Here is a 21,623-nt window from a genome sequence, read left to right on the forward strand (position 1 = left end):
GATTATTGTTCCCCCATTGGATGCGCGATTTGCGTATAGTCGGCTTGCTTGTCGGCACGCTGCAGCAGACGTGTGCGAAGATTGTTTTTTGATGGTATGGGGTGGCCGGCCAAGACGGCGACAATTTCGGGTTGATGACCCCAGGCTGAAAGTTTTTCTGCAAGCAGCGCCCAGCCTTGTTGCTCAAGCTGTCGGTCGCCGTCGGCCAGATGAAACAGTGCTTCTGACAGGTTATTGATCAACAGACAATAAGCAATACGTTGCCAGCCTTTCTCTCGTGAATAATAAATTGACTGGCGGGCCCGCGCCGACAAGCCGTCCAGTTCGTGCTGCGGCCAACGAACAGGATCCAATTTGGTGCCTTCCAGATCACGGATCCAGATCCGCTGCGGGACCCCATCACCCAGCCCAATCAGCGTATTTTGCAGATGCGGTTCAAAAATAATGCCTTCATCAAAAAAGGCACTTAACACACCGGGCAGCAAGGCATCCAAATAAGCTGATAACCACAGCAAACCGGCCTGCTGGTAACTGATTTCGCGCTGACTAGCCAACACCTGTATACGGGCCGGTAATTGACTCTCACCAAACCGGTCCCAGGCAAATACGGCCCCCGCCATCACAATCTCGTACTGCTGCCGCTCATCAGCTGTCAGGTTCTGCCGGTATAACAAACCGAAGCACTCCTGCAGATGGCGTAATTCCACTTCCTCACCCGCTTGAGCCAGCGTCGAAAAATCCAGGCTGGTTGCCGCAGGCTCGCGCATCAGGCGGAAAGCAGGATAATGTTTTTCCAGGCGTTGAAATGCCCCCTCCAGGCGCTCGCTCAGATATACGGCGCTCTCCAGTTCATACCAGGCATTCTTGCGCACACAATTGGTCAGGCGCACATGAATCGAACACTTCATAAAATAAGGCTGATCGGCGCGATACAGCGTTCTGACCGAAGAAGTGGGCGACAGGGTCAGTCCCCGGTAGCCCAATGGCGTGATCAGGCCGTGCTGGCTGGCGGCCTGATAAAGAGGCGAGCGTAAAATATGTTCCACCTCCCAGGGGTGACAGGGATAGCAGTTCTCTTCTCCGGCCAGCGTGCCCAGCATCGACAGCACATCCCGGGCACCACGCTGCTGCAGCAAAACCGGATCGATCCGGAACCAGAACAGCGAAAACTCGGCACCGACTTCCGGCGCACAGCTCAGCAGATCCGGCATCGAAACGCCGGTGCGGCTTTTAGGTGTAGGATGAAACGGGTGGCCCCACAATAAACTTTGCTCACTGTTAATAAACGCATCATCGTTTTTGATGACCGGCGCGCTCAGGAAAGCATAGGTAACGGCAATACTGTTTTCAATCTGTTGCTGCAACTCGATATTCAGCGTTTGCTGCAGCACGGCGGCCATTTCCTTCAGCAGCACATTGATGGCATCAACAGCTGTTACCGGCCGCCAGGGACGACCAAACTGTTTAACAAACGGGGCGGAATTAAAACGGCCTCGGCTCAGCAGGCTCCACCGGTCCGCTTTGATCGCCAGCAACGCCTCACTCTGCGGCAGCGCCAGTTTGACTACTTCTCCCGGCAGCATTTTGCTGGTCAGCGCCAAAGGCAGATTACCAAGGGAGGAAACCGTCACCTGCCCGGCAGGCAGCGCAAACTCACGGATATAACAGTTTAGCAAGGCGGTAAAGGTCTGGTACTCCGCTTCCACCCGCAGTGAATCGACCAACGGCTGGAATGAAGAAAAGGATTCATCGGCTGCTAGTAACGTTGACATCTTGAGGCTCCTTGAGCATGAGTAGAAATACGATAATGAATGCCGTGCAGGCCACCAGCGATGACGCAATGAAAGGGGCACGGGTATCCACATAGCTGCAGAGCCAGCCGGCTACAACACCCGCTATCACACCGGCCCATTTACCCACTGCGTCCAGCCGGCCAAACCATGAACCAGCACTCTGTTTGAGCGTTGCCTGACTGATCAATTGATTAAGGCCGCAATACGCCAGAAAAATACCGATGCCGAACATTATTCGGGCAGCCACCAAAGCCATGCTGCTGTCCAGAAAGGCTTGCCAGCCGGCCGCCAGCATCAGTAATAACAAGCCGAGTGCCAGGTGTCGGTGATCTTGCCGGCGTTGATGCATCAGCGGCAGCAATAACAGATAAAACAAATGCGGCAGGCTGTACAACACTCCGACAGCGCTGGCCTGGCTGACCCAATGACTGGCATAAGGCAGGAAATAAGGGAACGTCACCACCATCGAAAAAGTGAACAGAAACTGTAATAACAGCAACCAAGCCAGCGGCCACGATTGCCGGTCAGCCGCGGTTTTGCCTTTTATGCCGGCCGCTTGCGCCAGCTGCGCTGATAAGCTGTGCTCTACCGGCAAAAAGAGCGCCAGTAACAATCCGGTCAGGGGCAGCAGGGCCAGCCACAGATAAAGACGCTGCGGCGATGCAGTATAGATCTCCAGCAACAGGCCCAATCCAATCGGCGCCAGCACCAGTGCCAAGCGGGCGGTAAACTGCGTCCAATTTAATGCCTTGCCCAAGGCCCCAGTGTCGAATTGCTCTGCCAGATAACTATTGGCCGCCGCCAGCGTACCGCCGAACAGCCCCTGCATCACCAGCGCCAACACAAAGATCGGCAAAGACGGTGCAATCCCGGCCAGCACGAATGCCAGCACCAAGCCGCCCAAAGCACGCAGCAACGAGGTTTTACGGCCAAAACGATCGGCAAACTTACCCCACCACGGTGCGGTTAACGCCGTCATCACTGTTGGCAGGCTGAACATTACGCCTATCCATAAGCTGTCAGCAGCCACGCCCAGACCGGATAACAGACGGGGCAGGAACAGCGGCATACCGAGCACGGTAAATGCCGCCAGAAAGTGGCAGGCCAGGACTACCGGTAAAACACGTCCCATCAGCAGTACCCAAGCTGTAGAAAATTGGGGCCGGTATGACCGTAATATTTATTGATATCGGCGGCGCCCGATGCCTGTTTGCTCAGCAGGCTGCCGCTCAATAATAGATATTTCACCGGTTGCACCGGCTCTTCAAACAGACAAGACCGGGCACAGTCGGTGGCCACGCCGGCATCATCAAGCTGTTGCAGTGTCCTGTTCAGGGCCTCACGCAGCGTTTGGTAACCGGCCTCCCGCTTCAGTACGCCCTGGTCGGCCAGGTTTTCCAGCACCGCAGCCAGACCCAACTGCAAGGTAATGGTAATAAACATCTGTGCCAGCGCCAGCTCGTTATCAACCCTGATCCGCTGATCCTGCAGCTGCGCCATCCGCTGCTGCAAATCAGGACATGCCGCGCTGAAACGCTGAGGCCATAAGCGGGCAGCATCATTGTCCTTCATCACCAAACTGAGCGGCTGGCCCGGCGTAAAGCTCAATACGGCATTTTGCTGGTTGGACTCCAAGGCGATGCCGTAACGCAGCCAAAGCGTCAGATGCACATCCGCCATCAGTTGGCAGTACTGCTGCCACCATGTAGCCACATCAGGCATATCAGGCTGCTCCAGTACATAGCAGAGATAAGGGCGGCCATCGGGCATCGGACTGCTCAAAGCCGCCACCGGCGCCAATGTTTCCTGCGACCGTGGCTGTGGATAACAACGCAATAAAAAGGCAAACAGTTTCTCGTCACCGAGATGACCGCAAAAGCTTTCATCGACATGGCGATAGCGGCCATGCAACAGCGGATCCCGGCTGGCCAATAACGGCAGCACTTCAGCAAACCACTGGCCGTCGTACAAGGTAGACGGTTTGATCAAGCGGATATTTTTCTGGCCCAAGGTGCGCATCGCCAGCGGCACTTTCAGATGTTGATCAGGATAGTCCGCCAATTGCACCGTGCGCACCGACAAGGTCGGATAAACCGGCAAACAGGGCTTCGGCGCCCGCAAAGCACCGGCGGGCAGGCTGTCAAGCTGCTGCCAGGTCAGCGGATGCACCGGAATAAGAAAATGGCTGCGCGCCAGATCTGCCGGCAGCCCCACTTGCTGAAAAGACGGCCACCAAGCTGGTTCGGCCTGGGGCGCAGTCAGTGTCAGCTGCTGGCGTTCCACAGCCAGCCAGTGCAAATCAAAGGCCTGGCAGAATTCCGGCGCATATTTCAACAGACTTGAATTATCAAAGCCAAACTTGGCGCGGGCCGTCGGATAATAAGGATGATCAAGATAGCTGGCGATTTGATCGGCATGGCGTAACCGTTCTCCCCAGCTCTGCTGTTGTAACGGCCGCAACAGTTCATGTTGCAGTTGTCGATAAGCCTGCTGGCAGAACTCGCCTTGTTCGCATGCTGCTGCCGCTTCCTCGGCATATTGACGGTACAGATCCCTAGTTTCCTCATCCTGTTGGTACAACAGCTGCGTCAACCAGCACATGTAACCGGATTCGTGCTGCCAGTCTGAGCGGTGTACCTGCCACGACGGTGCAATGGCCACCCAGGGCTGCATATAATGACTGGCGCGGACAGCAAGCCTTAGGGGCTGCTCAAGATGATCAACATACAACCAGTGTTGGCCTTCATCTTCGACAATACGCCCGGCAGACAACAGATCGGCGACATTTTCGCGCAGGCAGGCGTTAATAATCCGCAGGGTGATGTAATCATGCTGACTCATCAGGCAATCTCCCACGCCAGTTGCGCCAGCGTTTGCCGAGTCAGGTTCGACAGCGCCGCGTCATCTTCTGCCCGCAGATAGAGCACGCCCAGGTAATCTTTGTTGGAGTAAGTCAGGTTAATGCTCTCGCCTGCTTGTTTCAGCGGCTGGAAACTGACACCAGCAAGCTCGGGCACTGTCGGGGCTTGCTTTAAGATGCCTGGACGCTCGGCGACCAAATAATGGATCAAGGCCTGCTCCGCGGATGTCTGTATCTGTGACAACGGTTGTCCGAGATGTAATTTCAGGATCGGCGTAAACCAGCCTTGGGGTAATAAACGATCAAGTAAAAACTCACGGCCATCGCCTATGCTGCGGTAATTGATTTCAACCAATACCGGACCGTTATCCGTGGCGATAAATTCACTGTGACAGACACCAAAACCCACACCAAACCGGCGGATCTGGTCAAGCGCTTCTGTTTGCCATTGCTGTGCCTGTTTTCCCGGCCAGCGTGCCTGCTTCTCAATAAAATACGGCGGCTCGGACAGTTCAACATCAAAACCGCCAATGGCTGTCACATCCTGCCCGTCACCCAGTGTTTCCAGTGTAAATAACGGGCCCTCAATAAAGGATTCCAGCAATAAGGATTCTTGCTGGGCAGACCGCTTTACCAGTTGCAGCAATGCTGCCGCATCATCCACCCGACTGACATCCATCGACGCCACCCCCTGGCTGGGTTTGACCACCAGCGGATAGGGCCAGTCCGCCTCAATTTTACCGCCGGGTAACAATTGCTTTGACCAGGTACTGGGCAAATCCAGCTGCTGCAAACGGCGGCGCATACGCAGCTTTTCTTTTGCCGCATAACAGATCTGCCAGTTTTTCCCCGGCAGGTTAAGCGCGGCGGCAGCGATTGCAGTCGCGGTTTGCAGATGGTCGCTATTGGAAAATATTGCCGCCGGGCTGACACCTTTTTCGGTCAGGGCATCCAATATCGCCAGCGGATTGAACACATCACACTCGATGACGCTGACCCGGCGGCCCAGCAACGCGCTATGGGCTTTACCATGATCAGTCAGCAGAATGATTTCATAGCCCAGCATCCGGGCCGCCGGTATAAAACCATCGACGACCGCGGCATTAACAACGTGCGTGACAAAAACAAAAGGAAGGGATTGCGGCATAACGTTACCTCTGAAATTTTGAAAACAACGGGTTATCAAGCAACTGTAGGGTGCATTTCATGCAGTCGCCCGGCGAGGGTTCGATACAGGAAACCGCGGTCCTCACCACAAAGAAAAGTGGTGACGCCGGCCTCGCGCCATAAACTGAGTTGCTCTGCGCTGCGCGGATTCGCGCAAAAAGGCATGCCATGCTGCTGACAGCGCTGCGCCAGCTGGCATAAGGCAAGTTGCACATCAGCATGCATCGGTTCCGGGCCCAGCCCCATATTCAGCGCCAGATCCAATGCGCCTTCCATCACCATGCTGACGCCATCGACTTTCAGAATCTCATCAATGGCCGCTACGCCCGCCGCCGATTCAATCATCGGCACCAGTAACAATTGCTGGTTCGCCAGGCTGATATAATCTGCCAGCGGCAATTTGCCGAAACCTGTTACTGAACCGCCGGTAATCCCACGCTTTCCTCTGGGCGGGAAAAACATGGCCTTGCTGATCTCAACCAGCTGGTCGACATTTTCTGCTTGCGGAACAACAATACCGGCGGCGCCCATATCAAGCACCCGGCCGATTTGCTTAAGATCAACACTGGCCAGGCGTATGAGCGCTGCGCAGTGATTAGCCATCGCCAGCTGAATGCACTGCTTCAGCAGGGGTTCGTCATGCGGCAGATGCTCCAGATCCAGAATGACAAAGTCATAACCAGCGGTAGCGATCATTTCCACAATCACCGGATGGGGCACAGAGTTCAGTAAACCGTAAACAGGCTCTGAAGCCGACAAGGCGGCATTGATAGGTAAGGGTCTCAACATATGATTATCTAAATCTAAATGATAACGATTATTGTTTATTAATTGAGACCACACCTTAATTCAAAGCTCAGGCTTTGTAAAGGTAAGGAAGACGTGGAATTGTGACGGTGCTCACAAGAATGCTCTGCCAAAACACCATGGGGACGCTGGGCCCGTCAATATCACATTGAAAGAGCCCCTAATCGGGCGTTGGCATTCAAAGAGCACTTAGTCCGTGCATGTTGCAGGCAGGTTAATTTGCCGCTATTGCGTGAGAGAAGGTGTAGCTTTGTATAAATGACCGGGCTGAGAGGCGGACTTCTTTACCGCCAAGGCTTATCTGCGGCGATAAGGCAAGCCCCTTCCGTGCTGGAGGGGCTTGAATGCATGTTATTGAATCTGCCGGAACTGGGCTTTGTCAGACATTGAAGCGGAAGTGCATCACATCACCATCATTGATAATGTAGTCCTTGCCTTCCAACCTCCATTTGCCGGCATCTTTCGCACCCTGTTCACCGTTATATTGCACAAAATCATCATAACTGACGACTTCGGCGCGGATAAAACCTTTCTGAAAGTCGGTATGGATAACGCCCGCACCTTCCGGTGCGGTGGCGCCCAGTTTGACGGTCCAGGCGCGCACTTCTTTGACCCCGGCGGTGAAGTAGGTATGCAGTCCCAGCAGTTGATAACCACTGCGAATCACACGGTTCAGACCCGGTTCATCCAGCCCCAGCTCTTCGAGGAAATCGATTTTGTCGTCATCTTCCAGATCGGCAATTTCGGCTTCAATCGCAGCGCAAATCGGTACCACAATGGCATTTTCTTTTTCTGCCAGTGCATTTACCGCATCCAGCGCAGGATTCTTTTCAAAACCGTCTTCCGCTACATTGGCGATATACATAGTCGGTTTGACGGTCAGCAGGTGCAAACCATTCATCAAAGCCCGCTGCTCCTTGTCCAGATTCATGGCTCTGACCGGCAATCCCTGATCCAGGTGATCACGCATTTGCATCAGCAGTTCCAGACGGGCCCTGGCGGCTTTATCACCGCTTTTGGCATCACGGGCAGTTTTAGTCGTGGCTTTTTCAACACTTTCCAGGTCGGCCAGAGCCAGCTCGGTGTTGATAACCTCGATATCATCCAACGGCGAAACCTGACCGGCGACATGCACCACATTGTCATCTTCAAAACAACGCACCACATGTGCAATCGCATCGGTTTCACGGATATTAGCAAGAAATTTATTGCCCAGACCTTCGCCTTTGGATGCGCCGGCTACCAAACCGGCGATATCGACAAATTCCATCGTGGTAGGCAATACCCGTTGCGGTTTGACGATTTCCGCCAGTTTATCCATGCGCGGATCCGGTACCGGTACAATGCCGACGTTGGGTTCGATGGTACAAAACGGATAGTTCTGGGCATCGATACCAGCCTGGGTCAACGCATTGAATAAAGTTGATTTGCCCACATTCGGCAGGCCGACAATACCGCACTTAAATCCCATGATGAATCCTATTGTGAGTGAAGCCAGTTCATGGCCTTATCCAGATTACCGGACAAGATCTCTGGCAATATACGTAATACGTTATCGATGGCAGTTTCCATCTGTTGACGATCCGCTGCCGAGGGTTTGCTCAACACGTAGTCAGACACCAGGCGACTGTGCCCCGGATGACCGATACCCAGCCGACAGCGCAGAAAATTCTTGCCCCCGGTCTGCGCAATAATGTCTCTCAGACCATTGTGGCCGCCATGGCCGCCATCGCGCTTCAGTCGTGCGGTGCCTGGCTCCAGATCCAGTTCATCGTGCACTACCAGCATATTTTGCAGGGGAATTTTATAAAAATTAGCCAATGCCGCAACAGATTGACCGCTACGGTTCATAAATGTGAGTGGCTTGAGGAGATACAGCTTGTGCTCAGATAAAGAGCACTGAACCAACTGACCATGATAACGATTCTGAACACTAAAGTTCGCACCGAGATCCCGCGCCAGCTGGTCCAGCAGCCAGAACCCGACATTATGCCGGGTTTGTTCGTATTGGGAGCCGGGATTGCCCAGCCCAGCGATGATCCAGCTAGCCATTCAGCTCCCCAATATTGACTGAATTACTCTTCAGTTGCTTCTTCTTCACCGCCTTCTTCTTCAGCTGTTTCGGAAGGTTCTTCTTCAACGGCTTGCACGCGAGGCATGTGAATGCTGGCAACGGCCTGGTCGTAAGAAGAACGTTCGCCTTCTTCCAGCGCTTCTTCCTGGCCATGTGACAATGCTGTCAGGCTGACGCCTTTTGGCAATACCAGTTCAGACAGGTGAACCGAACCATCCATCTCAACGGCTGACAGATCCACTTCAATATATTCAGGCAGATCTTGCGGCAGACAGGATACTTCAACCTCTGAAATCATGTGTGAAATCTGACCGCCGTCTTTAACGCCAGGCGCAACGTCTTCACCCAGGAAGTGAAGCGGTACTGTCATGGTCATCGCATGTTTAGCATCAATACGCAGGAAATCAGCGTGAATGATTTTGTTGTCGTTGGCAGGGTGACGTTGCAGATCTTTCAAAACGACCTGATCTTTCTTGCCATCAATAACCAGCGTCAAGATATGAGCATAGAATGCTTCTTCGGCCAAATGACGAATGAACTGGTTATGATCCAGAGACACAGACACAGGCTCTTTGTCTGCCCCGTAAACCACTGCTGGTACTTTGCCCGCATGACGAAGGCGGCGGCTCGCACCTTTCCCCTCATCAGTACGTGCTTCAGCATGTACTTCGAATAAATTTTCCATCTTTTTCTCCAAGATAAAAACGGACCTTCCGGTCCATTAAAAATACCGCCCTCAGGCGGCTAAAGCCTCACCCGCGACCAGGTTCGGCGCAATTAAACCGGCAGAACCGGTTAATCCATGTACAAGGAGCTGACAGACTCCTCGTTACTGATTCTGTACATCGCCTCAGCCAGCATTTCCGCTATGCTGAGTACGCGAATTTTGTCGCAAGCCTCTGCATTGGGTTGTAGCGGGATGGTGTCCGTCACCACCAGCTCATCCAAAATAGAGTTGCTGATATTCTTAACAGCGGGGCCCGATAACACCGGATGCGTGGAATACGCCACCACGCGGGTTGCCCCATGTTCTTTCAAAGCGGTTGCGGCAGCACACAATGTGCCTGCCGTGTCGACCATATCATCAATCAAAACACAGACACGATCTTCAACATCACCGATAATGTTCATGACTTTGGCTTCGTTGGCACGCGGACGGCGTTTATCAATAATCGCCAGCTCCACATCCAGATGTTTCGCCAAAGCGCGGGCACGTACCACACCACCGACATCAGGTGAAACCACCACCAGATCCTGATATTTATGCTTCCAGATATCGCCCAGCAATACAGGTGAAGCATAGACATTATCCACAGGACAGTCGAAAAAGCCCTGGATCTGATCAGCATGCAAATCTACGGTCAATACCCGATCAGCGCCGACACCGGTCAGCATATTCGCCACCACCTTGGCCGTAATTGCAACCCGGGCCGAGCGTGGACGGCGATCCTGGCGTGAGTAGCCGAAATAAGGCACAACCAGCGTAATACGTTTGGCTGAGGCGCGACGAATCGCGTCGGTCATCACCATCAATTCCATCAGATTATCATTGGTCGGCATGCAAGTCGGTTGCACAATAAATACGTCCTTGCCACGGACATTATCGAGAATCTCGACCATCACTTCACCGTCGCTGAATTTTTCAACGGTGGCTTTACCAATGGAGATATTGAGGAAATTGGCGATATCTTGAGCCAGACGACGATTGGCATTGCCGGTGAATACCATCATGCGGCTGTCGGCTGTACGTTGCTGTAACTGGAGAAGTCGGTTTTGGGTCACGGTAGAGGCGCCGAGTTTTCTATCATAAAAACAAAAGAGTGGCTGGGGTACCAGGATTCGAACCTGGGAATGCTGGGATCAAAACCCAGTGCCTTACCGCTTGGCGATACCCCAACTGTAAAAACTCATTCTATCATCTTGCAGTCACATCTGACTTCTTTGAAGTCAATGCGAATGTAGTGAGTGGCGACCGGTTACAGCCTTTGGCCACAAAACCCTGCCAGTTGGAGGGCAGATTATCCACTACTTTTTGTGCTTCTGCTTGATTATCAAAATCAGCAAAAACGCAGGCCCCTGTTCCAGTCATCCTCGGCGCGGCGTATTTTGCCAGCCAATTCAGTGCATTTGCAACTGCCGGATAGTGCTTTCTCACTACAGCTTCACAGACATTCCTGCCTTCCCCCGAAAGGAAGCGCGATATTGTGATAGGTTCGCAGTCCCGTGTCAATTCAGAAGATGAAAATATTTCAGCGGTGGAAACATGGCAGTCCGGCACAATCACTGCAAACCAAGGTTCTGTGGGCGATATTGGCGTCAATTTTTCACCCACCCCTTCAGCCCAGGCGGCATGACCCGCAATGAAAACGGGGACATCTGCGCCTAATTTCAGTCCGATTTGCGCTAATTCAGCGGCAGAAAGATGGCACTGCCAGAGCGCGTTCAGCGCCACCAATGTGGTGGCCGCGTTGGAACTTCCACCCCCTAAACCACCGCCCATGGGCAGGCGTTTTTGCACCGAAATCAGCGCCCCTTTTTGTACGCCGGCATATTGTTGCAACAGCCGCGCAGCGCGCAGAATCAGATTATTTTCATCGCTCACCCCTGCTACAGGCGCAGTAAGTTGCAGACGTGTATCCTCTGTCACATCGAACTGCAGACTGTCACCATAATCAAGGAACTGAAACGCTGTTTGCAGCTCATGATAGCCATCACTGCGGCGGCCCGTAATGTGGAGAAAAAGGTTTAACTTAGCCGGTGCCGGCCAGTCATTCACTTGGGACGTCTCCAGTCAGACACTACCAGTCGCACACTCAGATCGGGATGTTTCATAAAGACTTTGGAGGGCATGGAATAATTCTCAAACGGCATATAGCGCAAAAATTCGATTTCCCATCCAGCCTGTTTCAGCAAAGTCAGCCGTCCTTTTGCATCCAGTTGCTGACTATCCACCGGCAGTTGCGAATACGGAATCCCGCGGATCCAGTCACGCAGCGCACTCACCGGTAATAACCAGCCCATCGCTTCTGCCAGCAACTGCTCGGGAGTAGCCGCCGTCATTTTTTCACCGTCATCCAGCGTCAGCGTCACTTGCCGGTCATTGCCATCCAGAATAATGCCGCCCTGTGCAAATGGCCCGGAGAGCTTGATAAGATAATTTTCGCCCTGTTCCTGCCAGCTGATCCCGGCATTCCAGCCTTCTTTACCCTGAATAATGACGGTGCGTCCACGAAAAGCCCAATCCCCCATCTCGGCCTGCTGCTGTTGATGGGCCAGCCAAAGCGTTTCGGCAGGATCACCGGGTTCCTGCTGCCAGACAGGCGCGCAGGCTGTCATCGTAACAGCCAGCAGTGCAACCAGCAGACGCCTCATTTACCGTACCTGCGCATGGTTTCCCGTAACAGTTTGTTATCGGAGTCCTGCTTAATGCCTTGTTGCCAGACCTGCATGGCTTCGTCTTTTTTACCTTGCTCCCACAGCACTTCACCAAGATGAGCAATAAACTCAACATCTGGCTGGATCTGTATAGCTTCCCGCAAATATTTCTCGGCCTTTTCCAGATCGCCCAGCCGGTAATAGACCCAGCCCAGACTATCAAGATAAAACGGATCACCCGGCTTGATCTGCAGCGCCTTGTTGATCAATTGCAAGGCTTCCTGATGACGATCAGTGCGGTCAGTCAGCGTATATCCCAATGCATTCAGAGCCTGTGCGTTGTCAGGTTCTTTTGCCAAAATCATGCGCAAATCGGCTTCCAGCACATCCAGTTTATCCAGTGACTCGGCCACCATAGCCCGGCTGTATAACACTTCATTATTCTGTGGATATTGTTCCAGCGCTTCGGTAAGCAGATCAAAAGCGGCCTGCGGCAAACTCTGCTCCCGCAAGAACCCCGCCTCAAACAGGTAAAACTGCAACGCGCGTCGCGGCTGCTCATGACGCATCAGTTTCAGATGCTCACGCGCTTTATCAATCTGACCGCGCTCTGCCAGCAGATTGATGTACTGGGTTTGGGCGGCATCAAAGCGATGACTTTGTGCCGGGACTGAGGCATACCAGACTAAAGCTGCATCAATATTGCCATTCAGCTCTTCCGCCAGCCCCATAAAATAGGCTGCCTGCTGGGTGGGGTCCCCCACTTTCAGCAGCTGACTGAAATAAGACTTGGCCTCCTGGCCGTTTTTTTCTTCCAATGCCAGCAGACCCAAAGCAAACAGCACGTCCCGGTTATTCGGATTTTCTGCATGCAGGGCATCAAAGATCTCCCGGGCTTCTTCAATTTGGCCGCTCTCGCCCAACAATTTGCCGTAAGTAAAGCGTAATTCATTGCTGGCATCTTCATGTTTAGCTGCCTTGGCAAGCAGATTCAGACCTTCGTCAGCACGATTGGTACGTTGCAGGATTTCAGCCTTGAGTACCAGATAATCCTCATTCTGCGCCGCCGCCAGCAACGGATCCAAGGTGGCCAGCGCCTTGTTATAGTCTTTATAAAAAGCCGCCATGCGGGCATAAGCAAAATGCGCTGCAGGGTGATTTTGCTTGAAAAGCTGCAATTGCTCCAGCGTCGACAGGGCTTGTTCCGGATCAGCCATTTCACTGAGGTTTTCAGAAATACGATCCAGATAAACTTTGGCTTTGTCCGGTTCCAGCGCCAGTGCATTATCAACAGCTTTGACCACACCATCATAATCACCGTCCAGCATCAGGAAGGGGGCTTGCATGATGTAAACATCGGCATCGCCGGGATCCACTTCAATCCAGCGTTCCAGCGCCCGATTTATGCGTTGCTGGTTTCTTGAAAATGTCGCCACTTGGGCGCTGCGGCTGGCCAGTTCGGGCGAATCGACGAGTTCGGCAGCACGCTGATAAAGATCCACCGCAACGCCCATTTCACCACGTTGTCCGGCAATCTCTGCTGTTAGAATATAGTAGATTAGCTCAGGGGTCAGTGGCAGGTTGGCCGTATCTGTATTCGCTAATTCTTGTCTGGATTGTGTCTCGATCTGCTCTGAGGAAGGCTCTGCATTATCAGAAGCCGTGGTTTGCTGTGCCGGGGTAGAGGCACAGGCAAACAGGAATAGCGGCATACCACACAGGCCTGCGCGTTTCACGAATTGCTTGACATTCTTCCAGAATGATTGCGTTGAACCCATATTAAAACGACCTGAACGTTTGATTTTGATAGAATGGTGTATTGTTCTTATCTGACACCAGACGATTGAATACGGCTGTAGAGTTTACCAGCATTTTAACGACGACTTTTCTCAATATGCATCTTGTTACCTACGGCATCAACCATAATACGGCCCCCGTGCACATTCGCGAACTGTTCGCCTTTGATGCAAACGAGTTACCGGCCGCACTCACTGCGCTCAATCAGCAAGAGTCCGTGGTTGAAGTAGTTATTTTATCAACCTGTAACCGTACAGAAATATACTGCTGTATTGATGATGACTCAGACAATGAGATCCTGGCTTGGTTGCATCAATTCCACCGGCAACAAGATGGCGTCATCACGCCGTATCTTTACCAATACCAGAACGGAGATGCGATTCGTCATTTACTTCGGGTGGCCTGCGGGCTGGACTCCATGGTGCTGGGGGAACCGCAAATCCTGGGGCAACTCAAAGACGCTTACAGTCAATCGCTGAACGCCGCTACCCTGGGGAAATCGCTGGGAAGATTGTTTCAGCACGCTTTTGCGGTCGCCAAGCAGGTTCGAACAGATACGGCCATTGGTAACAGCCCTGTTTCCGTAGCTTTTGCTGCTGTCAGCCTGGCTAAACAAATCTTCAGCAGCCTGGGTGAATCCACGGCATTGCTTATCGGTGCCGGTGACACGATTGAACTGGCCGCCAGACACCTGTTCGACAACGGCATCAATAGACTCATTATTGCCAACCGCACTATCGAGCGTGCTCACAACCTCGCCACCCAAGTTGATGGTTATGCCATCAGTCTCAGTGAAATGCCCGCACATTTGGCTGAAGCCGATATCGTGATCAGTTCAACCGCCAGCCAGTTGCCCATCCTCGGTAAAGGTGCGGTGGAAAGAGCGCTGAAAATTCGTAAACGCAAACCTATTTTTATGGTCGATATTGCCGTACCCAGAGATATCGAAGCCGAGGTCGGACAACTGGAGGATATCTACCTCTACTGTGTCGATGACTTGCACGATATTATCGAAGAAAATCTGCAATCGCGGCGTGATGCTGCTATGCAGGCAGAGGAAATCATTGATACCCAGGTTGATCATTTTATGGCCTGGCTACGCACTCAAGATGCAGTCCCGGTGATTAGAGCAATACGCGATGAAGCAGAAGAAATAAGTAAGCGCTCACTCGAAAAAGCCTTGCGTCAACTAGAACAAGGCATTAAACCCGAGCTGGCCATGACCGAACTGGCCCGCACGCTGACCAATAAATTATTGCATGAACCCAGCCGGCAGCTACGCCAGTCCGGCTTTGATGAAGACGGCCATTTGCTGGAATCAGCCCGCCGTCTGTTTAATATCAAGGATCAAAAGTGAAAGAATCCATCGAGCAGAAACTGGAATCATTGGTCGACCGCCATGAAGAAATCAGCGGTTTACTCGCGGATCCCGATACCATGGCCGACCAGAACAAGTTCCGCACTTTATCGCAAGAATATGCCCAGTTAGAGCCTGTTGTTAACAATTTCACTGCATATCGCCGCACGTTAGCAGCTATTGATGATGCTAAACTGATGTTGGAAGAAGAAGATGCAGAGATGCGGGAAATGGCCCGTGAGGAATTATCTCAGGCTGAACGGAAACAGAAAGAACTCGAACTCAACCTGCAAAAACTGTTGCTGCCCAAAGATCCGAACGATCAACGTAATATCTTCCTGGAAATCCGTGCCGGTACCGGTGGTGACGAAGCAGCCATTTTTTCAGGTGACTTGTTCAGAATGTACAGCCGTTATGCCGAAATCAGGCGCTGGAAGGTTGAAATCATTAATGCTCAGGAAGGCGAACACGGCGGTTACAAGGAAATCATCTGTCGTATTGTCGGTGAAGGCGCCTACTCCAGACTGAAATTTGAATCCGGTGCCCATCGTGTGCAACGAGTACCGGAAACCGAATCACAAGGCCGTATTCACACCTCGGCCTGTACAGTCGCCATTCTGCCGGAAGTCGATGAAATTGATGAAATCGATATCAATCCCGCCGACATTCGTGTCGACACTTTCCGGGCCTCAGGCGCCGGTGGTCAGCACGTCAACAAAACCGACTCGGCTATCCGCATTACCCATATTCCGACCGGGATTGTGGTCGAATGTCAGGAAGAACGCTCACAGCATAAAAACCGCGCCAAGGCGATGTCGGTATTACAATCGCGCATTATGGCCGAGCAAATCCAGAAACAGGAAGCCGAACAGGCCCAGACCCGTAAATCTCTGGTGGGCAGTGGCGACCGCAGTGAACGTATTCGCACCTATAACTACCCCCAAGGTCGTATTTCCGATCACCGTATCAATCTGACACTATATAAGCTGAGTGAGATTGTTGAGGGTGACCTGGATCAGGTGATCGAACCGTTAATCAACGAATACCAAGCCGATCAGCTGGCATTACTGTCGGGTGAAAACTAACGACACTGCTACTATCCGACTTTTATTCCTGGCAGAACTCTTAACAAGGTCACCATCTCGTCTAAAGTAGATTTTAACGACTGAATGGAGGATTCGAAAACGAGTATTTCACGCATTCTCTGTCTACTTGTTCTGTTAGCCAGTTTTGATGTCACTTTTGCTGAAACGCAACTAGCAGTAAGAGAGAACATTGAACAGGAGGCCTCTTCTTTTAGGCCTGATTTGACGGCAACATTTGATGACGATAATAGTATTATCCCTCCAGCACTGGAGGCGCTTGACCCCGTTTTTAACTCGACTACAGACCCCGTGTGCCGGTCTCGTTCCGCCCCATTCCAACGCTATCGCCTTATCGCGATCAGAGCACCACCCCATTCATCTTTCATTCCTGCCTAACGCCCAAAGTCTTTAACTTGCCAAAATCGCAAGTTATCTCATATAGCGCATTGCTTTCAGGAGCTTATGATGAAAAAAATCCATTTAATGGCATTAGATAATGTTGAACACCTGGTTCAACCGGAAGATTTCAACGAAATCACCATCGACTCACCTGCACTAACTATTTTTACGGACTTTAAACAGCACTTACCTTTGGTCATCGATGCCGATACACCGGCAATGCAAGCAGATTACCTGATGAAAAAAGCACATGTCCGGCTCAAGCTGGTTGTTGATGAAAACAATGAGTTGATTGGTACCATTAGTTTGCAGGAACTTAATGGTCAGCATATTCAGATATTGCAGAATCAAGGCATAGATCGTGAGGATATCAATGTTCGTGATCTGATGATCCCACGCTCTCAACAAAAGGTGGTTAATTATCAGCAACTCGTCGATGCCACTATTGGTGACGTGCTTGATGCATTGCAAAAAAATGGCACATCACATTGTTTGGTTGTTGATAAGGATCAACATCAAATACGTGGCATTATTTCCGCATCAGACATTGCAAGACGACTGCATATACCGGTGGAGATTGCAACGCCAACAACTTTTATTGATATCTTCAAAGCTGTCAATGGTATGGATCGCCCATTCAGTCCTTCAGAACAGTTTAATATTGTGAATCTTTAAATTTAATATTGTGAATCTTTAAATCAGTGGAAATGGGCAAGGCCTGACTAAAACCATAGTCAGGCCTTGCCCATAGTTTTAGTCAATCCAGTCGCGTGGTGGCAGAAAATCAGTATATAAACGGGCTTCTGCCGATCCCGGTTCAGGCTGCCAGTTATAACGCCATTTCACCAGCGGCGGCAACGACATCAGAATCGATTCAGTGCGCCCGCCTGACTGCAAACCAAACAATGTGCCGCGATCATAAACCAGGTTAAACTCCACATAGCGACCGCGCCGGTAGAGCTGGAAATCACGCTCTCTCTCGCCATAAGGCAGATTCATTCTGCGTTTTACAATCGGTGCATAAGCCTCAATATAGCTGTTACCCACCGCCTGTAAAAAGGCAAAACAGCGGTCAAAGCCCCCTTCGTTCAGATCATCAAAAAACAAACCGCCGACGCCGCGACATTCATCCCGATGTTTGAGGTAGAAATAGTCATCACACCATTGTTTGAAGCGCGGATAAACCTCATCACCAAACGGCTGACAGGCGTCTCTGGCCGTTTGATGCCAGTGCACCGCATCTTCTTCAAAGCCGTAATAAGGTGTCAGATCATAACCGCCGCCAAACCACCAAATCGGTGCTTCGCCGTCTTTTTCGGCAATAAAGAAACGGACATTGGCATGTGAAGTCGGCACATAAGGGTTACGCGGATGGATCACCAGTGATACGCCCATGGCGTGGAAACGCCGACCCGCCAATTCCGGACGGCTGGCTGTTGCTGACGGGGGCAGATCATCACCACTGATTTCAGAAAAATTAACACCACCCTGCTCAAACACCCCGCCTTCACTCAGAACCCGGGTGCGGCCACCGCCGCCGCCATGACCGTCACGTTGCCACTGATCCAGCTCAAAGAGGGCGCCACCGTCGAGTAATTCAAGCTCATTGCAGATACTATCTTGCAGCGACAGTAAATACTTACGTACCGCATTGATATCAGGTTGGTTCATCGTATGATTTCTCCACTGAGCGCATCACGGATCTGACTGGGCCTGTCGGCACCACCACAGGCTCCGGGCAACACATAATCCAGTTCCGGCAACTGCCAGCGAACCTGATGTACATTGCGAGCAGGTCTGCGTCCGGTGATATTGGCACTGGTGGAAACAATAGCGCCCCCAAACGCGTCACATAAACTCGCCGCTAGCGGGTGCGCCGTCACGCGAACGGCAATGCTGTCATGCACACCTGTCAGGTAAGCCGGCACGCTCTCTCTGGCCGGTAACAACCAGGTAACCGGGCCCGGCCAGCTTGCCTGTAATTGTTGCAAAATATCGGCGGAAACCGGTTCGATAAAATCCTGCAACTGGTTAAAGTCAGACGCAATAAGAATAAGCCCCTTGGTCCAGGGCCGCTGTTTTAATGCCAGCAGCTCCAAAACGGCCTCTTCATTCCAGGGATCGCAGCCCACTCCGAATACGGCCTCGGTGGGATATGCAATCACGCCGCCTTGCTGCAAGGTCAGTACTGCTTGTCGTAAACGCCAGTTCAAAGATGTCATTTATCGTCTCTACAAATTCGTCATCGTGAGGCCAAAGGCGTGGTGATATAGTCTGGCATGGCCGTAGAGGCAAAAAGTTTCACCCCGACCTATGGAGCTGGATTGCTTCGCTACGCTCGCAATGACACTCCAGGGCAACCGCATAAAATCCCGACAAGAGACCCTTCGGCTTCGCTCAGGGTGACATCTTTTATGATCCACGTACCTTGCCGTCGATCAAAAACGGTGTCATGTCGACCGATAACTGCTCCTGCGTTATCGGCATACCGTCCATCCCTGGACATAACCATAGCGGGAGGCATCTTGAGCAAAAACCCTACCCTATTAGATGATCCTCATGCTTTTTTTAAGATAGTTTCGTGCTCGTGCCCTGAATGACGTTCGTTGTTCCTTAACCACGCTGACGTTTTTTCACCATCATCTCTTCGATAAATGGTGTCAGAATGATCTCCATCGCCAGTCCCATTTTGACACCCGGCACCACGATATTATTGGGCCGCGACATGAACGAGTCTTTCAGCATCGACAGGTAATAGGGAAAGTCCGCCATTTTGGGATCCTTGAAACGAATCACACACAGACTTTCATCAGATGTCGGGATCTCGCGCATCACAAACGGATTGGACGTATCAATCAAGGGTACCCGCTGGAAATTGATATGAGAGCGGGAGAACTGAGGGGTGATGTGGTGGATATAATCCGGCATGCGCTTGAGAATAATATCGACAACTGCATCCTGAGAATAACCACGGTTAGCACAATCACGTTTGATCTTCTGAATCCATTCGATATTGATGACCGGCACCACCCCAATCAGCATATCGGTGTACTGCGCGATATTCACTTCATCAGTCACCGCGCCACCGTGCAAACCTTCGTAAAACAGTACATCACTGTCGGAGTCGATTTCTTCCCATTCCGTGAACGTGCCGGGCGGCTGATTATATTTCACCGCTTCCGATTCATCATGAATGTAATAACGCTTTTCACCACGACCGGTTTCAGCGTAGGTCTGGAACAGTTGTTCCAGCTTGTCCAGACAATTGGCCTCCGGACCAAAGTGCGTCAGGGTTCTGCCCTCAGCCTCTGCTTTAGCCACTTCAGCCCGCATATCTTCACGGTTATAGCGGTGGAAACTATCACCTTCAACAACTACCGGCTTGATATTGGCCCGGCGAAACATATCCTCAAACGCATGTTTGACAGTTGAAGTACCGGCACCAGATGAACCGGTAACAGCGATAATCGGATGGGATACAGACATTAAGCCTTCTCCTTAGAATCAATTAGTTACTGTACCTGCTCACGAGCTACAGCACGATAGGCAATATCAGTACGGAAATACGCATCTTGCCAGCTTATTCTCTTTAATGAGTTATACGCATTCACCTGCGCCTCGGCAACCGTGTTACCCAATGCAGTCACGCATAAAACACGACCTCCCGCAGTGACCACTTCGCCCTCTCGCAAAGCGGTGCCAGCATGAAACACTTTGCTGACAACAGAGTCTGCCTGATCCAGGCCGGCAATGATATCGCCTTTGCGATAGGCAGCAGGATAGCCCCCGGCAGCCATGACAACCCCCACCGCAGCACGCGGATCCCAGGATACCTCTACTTGGTGCAGACGTTTATCCAGAGCCGCTTCGCAAAGTGGCAATAAATCAGATTGTAAACGCATCAGAATCGGCTGTGTTTCCGGATCACCAAAACGGCAGTTATATTCGACTACGCGTGGTGAACCTTTTTCATCAATCATCAGACCGGCATAGAGAAAACCGGTGTAAGGCCTGCCATCTGCAGCCATGCCTTTCACTGTGGGTTCAATCACTTCCGTCATAATGCGATCGAACACCTCATCGGTGACAACCGGAGCGGGTGAATAAGCCCCCATACCACCGGTATTAGGACCTTTGTCACCATTATCACGGGCCTTGTGATCCTGTGACGTCGCCAACGGCAGAATATGTTCGCCATCAACCATCACAATAAAGCTGGCTTCCTCACCGGTCATAAACTCTTCCACCACCACCCGGTGGCCGGCTTCACCAAACGCATTACCGGACAGCATATCTTCTACTGCGGCAATCGCTTCGGCTTCAGTTTGAGCGACGATCACACCTTTACCTGCGGCCAAACCATCGGCTTTTACGACAATCGGCGCCCCCTGGGAGCGGATATAATCAGTGGCGGCAGCCACATCAGTAAAAACCTGATAAGCGGCGGTAGGAATATGATGGCGAGCCAGAAAATCTTTGGTGAAACTTTTGGAAGCTTCCAGTTCAGCTGCCGCCTTACTGGGTCCGAAACAACGCAGACCAGCTTCTTCAAAGGCATCGACAACACCCATCACCAGTGGAATTTCAGGGCCGACAACTGTCAGCCCGATATCATTGTCACGGGCAAAATCAACCAGTCCGGCCAGATCTTCAACGGCAATATCGACATTCTCGATATCAGGCTCATTTGCAGTGCCCGGGTTGCCCGGCGCCACAAAAACCTGAGAGCAGCGAGGAGACTGACTTAACTTCCAGGCCAGCGCATGTTCGCGGCCACCGCTACCAATCACCAAAACTTTCATAATTGTCTGCCAAATATGCTGAAAAACCGATAATAATACCGTAGATAGCTTGATTTCCAAATAACTATCATTAGACGCCGCTCTGCCAGAGCTCGTTGTGCTTTTGA

General features: G+C 51.8%; 19 protein-coding genes and 1 tRNA gene. 3 read left to right on the top strand and 17 right to left on the bottom strand.

The window, feature by feature from the left end:
* Positions 1–2: 2 nt before the first annotated feature.
* The 13 genes from OMP95_RS03985 to OMP95_RS04045 form a co-directional block, all read right to left on the bottom strand.
* Positions 3–1,772 (bottom strand): IucA/IucC family protein, encoded by a 1,770-nt coding sequence (locus tag OMP95_RS03985; protein ID WP_266326185.1) that lies wholly within the window; start codon positions 1,770–1,772, stop codon positions 3–5.
* Positions 1,747–2,925 (bottom strand): MFS transporter, encoded by a 1,179-nt coding sequence (locus OMP95_RS03990; protein ID WP_266326187.1) that lies wholly within the window; start codon positions 2,923–2,925, stop codon positions 1,747–1,749. The genes OMP95_RS03985 and OMP95_RS03990 overlap by 26 nt, the downstream gene beginning before the upstream one ends.
* Complete coding sequence (locus OMP95_RS03995) at positions 2,925–4,634, bottom strand: IucA/IucC family protein (protein ID WP_266326189.1); 1,710 nt, start codon at positions 4,632–4,634, stop codon at positions 2,925–2,927. The genes OMP95_RS03990 and OMP95_RS03995 overlap by 1 nt, the downstream gene beginning before the upstream one ends.
* Positions 4,634–5,800 (bottom strand): ATP-grasp domain-containing protein, encoded by a 1,167-nt coding sequence (locus OMP95_RS04000; RefSeq protein WP_266326191.1) that lies wholly within the window; start codon positions 5,798–5,800, stop codon positions 4,634–4,636. Before OMP95_RS04000 ends, OMP95_RS03995 begins: the two co-directional genes overlap by 1 nt.
* A gap of 35 nt (positions 5,801–5,835) precedes the next feature.
* Positions 5,836–6,609, bottom strand: a complete 774-nt coding sequence (locus OMP95_RS04005; protein WP_266326193.1) for an HpcH/HpaI aldolase family protein — start codon at positions 6,607–6,609, stop codon at positions 5,836–5,838.
* A 397-nt stretch (positions 6,610–7,006) separates the two neighbouring features.
* Complete coding sequence (gene ychF, locus OMP95_RS04010) at positions 7,007–8,098, bottom strand: redox-regulated ATPase YchF (RefSeq protein WP_266326195.1); 1,092 nt, start codon at positions 8,096–8,098, stop codon at positions 7,007–7,009.
* Positions 8,099–8,106: 8 nt separating this feature from the next.
* Positions 8,107–8,679 (bottom strand): aminoacyl-tRNA hydrolase, encoded by a 573-nt coding sequence (gene pth / locus OMP95_RS04015; RefSeq protein WP_266326197.1) that lies wholly within the window; start codon positions 8,677–8,679, stop codon positions 8,107–8,109.
* A gap of 23 nt (positions 8,680–8,702) precedes the next feature.
* Positions 8,703–9,386 carry a 50S ribosomal protein L25/general stress protein Ctc gene (locus OMP95_RS04020; protein ID WP_266326199.1) on the bottom strand — a complete coding sequence of 228 codons (684 nt, stop codon included), beginning with the start codon at positions 9,384–9,386 and terminating at the stop codon, positions 8,703–8,705.
* 110 nt (positions 9,387–9,496) lie between these two features.
* On the bottom strand, positions 9,497–10,432 hold the full coding sequence (locus OMP95_RS04025) for a ribose-phosphate diphosphokinase (protein ID WP_266326272.1): 936 nt from the start codon (positions 10,430–10,432) through the stop codon (positions 9,497–9,499).
* 90 nt (positions 10,433–10,522) lie between these two features.
* A tRNA-Gln gene (locus OMP95_RS04030) sits at positions 10,523–10,597 on the bottom strand.
* 19 nt (positions 10,598–10,616) lie between these two features.
* Complete coding sequence (gene ispE, locus OMP95_RS04035; protein WP_266326201.1) at positions 10,617–11,477, bottom strand: 4-(cytidine 5'-diphospho)-2-C-methyl-D-erythritol kinase; 861 nt, start codon at positions 11,475–11,477, stop codon at positions 10,617–10,619.
* Positions 11,474–12,073, bottom strand: a complete 600-nt coding sequence (lolB, locus tag OMP95_RS04040; RefSeq protein WP_266326203.1) for a lipoprotein insertase outer membrane protein LolB — start codon at positions 12,071–12,073, stop codon at positions 11,474–11,476. The genes ispE and lolB overlap by 4 nt, the downstream gene beginning before the upstream one ends.
* Complete coding sequence (locus OMP95_RS04045) at positions 12,070–13,854, bottom strand: tetratricopeptide repeat protein (protein WP_266326205.1); 1,785 nt, start codon at positions 13,852–13,854, stop codon at positions 12,070–12,072. Before OMP95_RS04045 ends, lolB begins: the two co-directional genes overlap by 4 nt.
* Before the next feature lie 116 nt (positions 13,855–13,970).
* On the opposite strand from OMP95_RS04045, the gene hemA reads away from it, so the two are divergent.
* The 3 genes from hemA to OMP95_RS04060 all read left to right on the top strand — a co-directional run bounded on the left by hemA (position 13,971) and on the right by OMP95_RS04060 (position 17,389).
* Positions 13,971–15,230, top strand: coding sequence for a glutamyl-tRNA reductase (hemA, locus tag OMP95_RS04050; RefSeq protein ID WP_266326274.1), 1,260 nt, complete (start codon positions 13,971–13,973; stop codon positions 15,228–15,230).
* Positions 15,227–16,315 (top strand): peptide chain release factor 1, encoded by a 1,089-nt coding sequence (prfA, locus tag OMP95_RS04055; RefSeq protein ID WP_266326207.1) that lies wholly within the window; start codon positions 15,227–15,229, stop codon positions 16,313–16,315. The genes hemA and prfA overlap by 4 nt, the downstream gene beginning before the upstream one ends.
* A gap of 462 nt (positions 16,316–16,777) precedes the next feature.
* Positions 16,778–17,389, top strand: a complete 612-nt coding sequence (locus tag OMP95_RS04060) for a CBS domain-containing protein (protein ID WP_266326209.1) — start codon at positions 16,778–16,780, stop codon at positions 17,387–17,389.
* A 78-nt stretch (positions 17,390–17,467) separates the two neighbouring features.
* Here OMP95_RS04060 and hemF read toward each other — a convergent pair whose 3' ends face one another.
* From hemF to purD, 4 genes are all read right to left on the bottom strand, one after another.
* A complete protein-coding gene (gene hemF / locus OMP95_RS04065) occupies positions 17,468–18,385 on the bottom strand; it encodes an oxygen-dependent coproporphyrinogen oxidase (RefSeq protein ID WP_266326211.1) in 918 nt (305 codons plus the stop codon).
* Entirely contained in the window at positions 18,382–18,936 is a 555-nt protein-coding gene (locus OMP95_RS04070) for an L-threonylcarbamoyladenylate synthase (RefSeq protein WP_266326213.1), read from the bottom strand. The genes hemF and OMP95_RS04070 overlap by 4 nt, the downstream gene beginning before the upstream one ends.
* A 391-nt stretch (positions 18,937–19,327) precedes the next feature.
* Positions 19,328–20,200, bottom strand: coding sequence for a phosphoribulokinase (locus tag OMP95_RS04075; RefSeq protein ID WP_266326215.1), 873 nt, complete (start codon positions 20,198–20,200; stop codon positions 19,328–19,330).
* 26 nt (positions 20,201–20,226) lie between these two features.
* Positions 20,227–21,516 (bottom strand): phosphoribosylamine--glycine ligase, encoded by a 1,290-nt coding sequence (gene purD, locus OMP95_RS04080; RefSeq protein WP_266326217.1) that lies wholly within the window; start codon positions 21,514–21,516, stop codon positions 20,227–20,229.
* Positions 21,517–21,623 lie beyond the last annotated feature (107 nt).

The organism is Methylophaga sp. OBS4 (assembly GCF_026319305.1).
Lineage (GTDB): Bacteria > Pseudomonadota > Gammaproteobacteria > Nitrosococcales > Methylophagaceae > Methylophaga.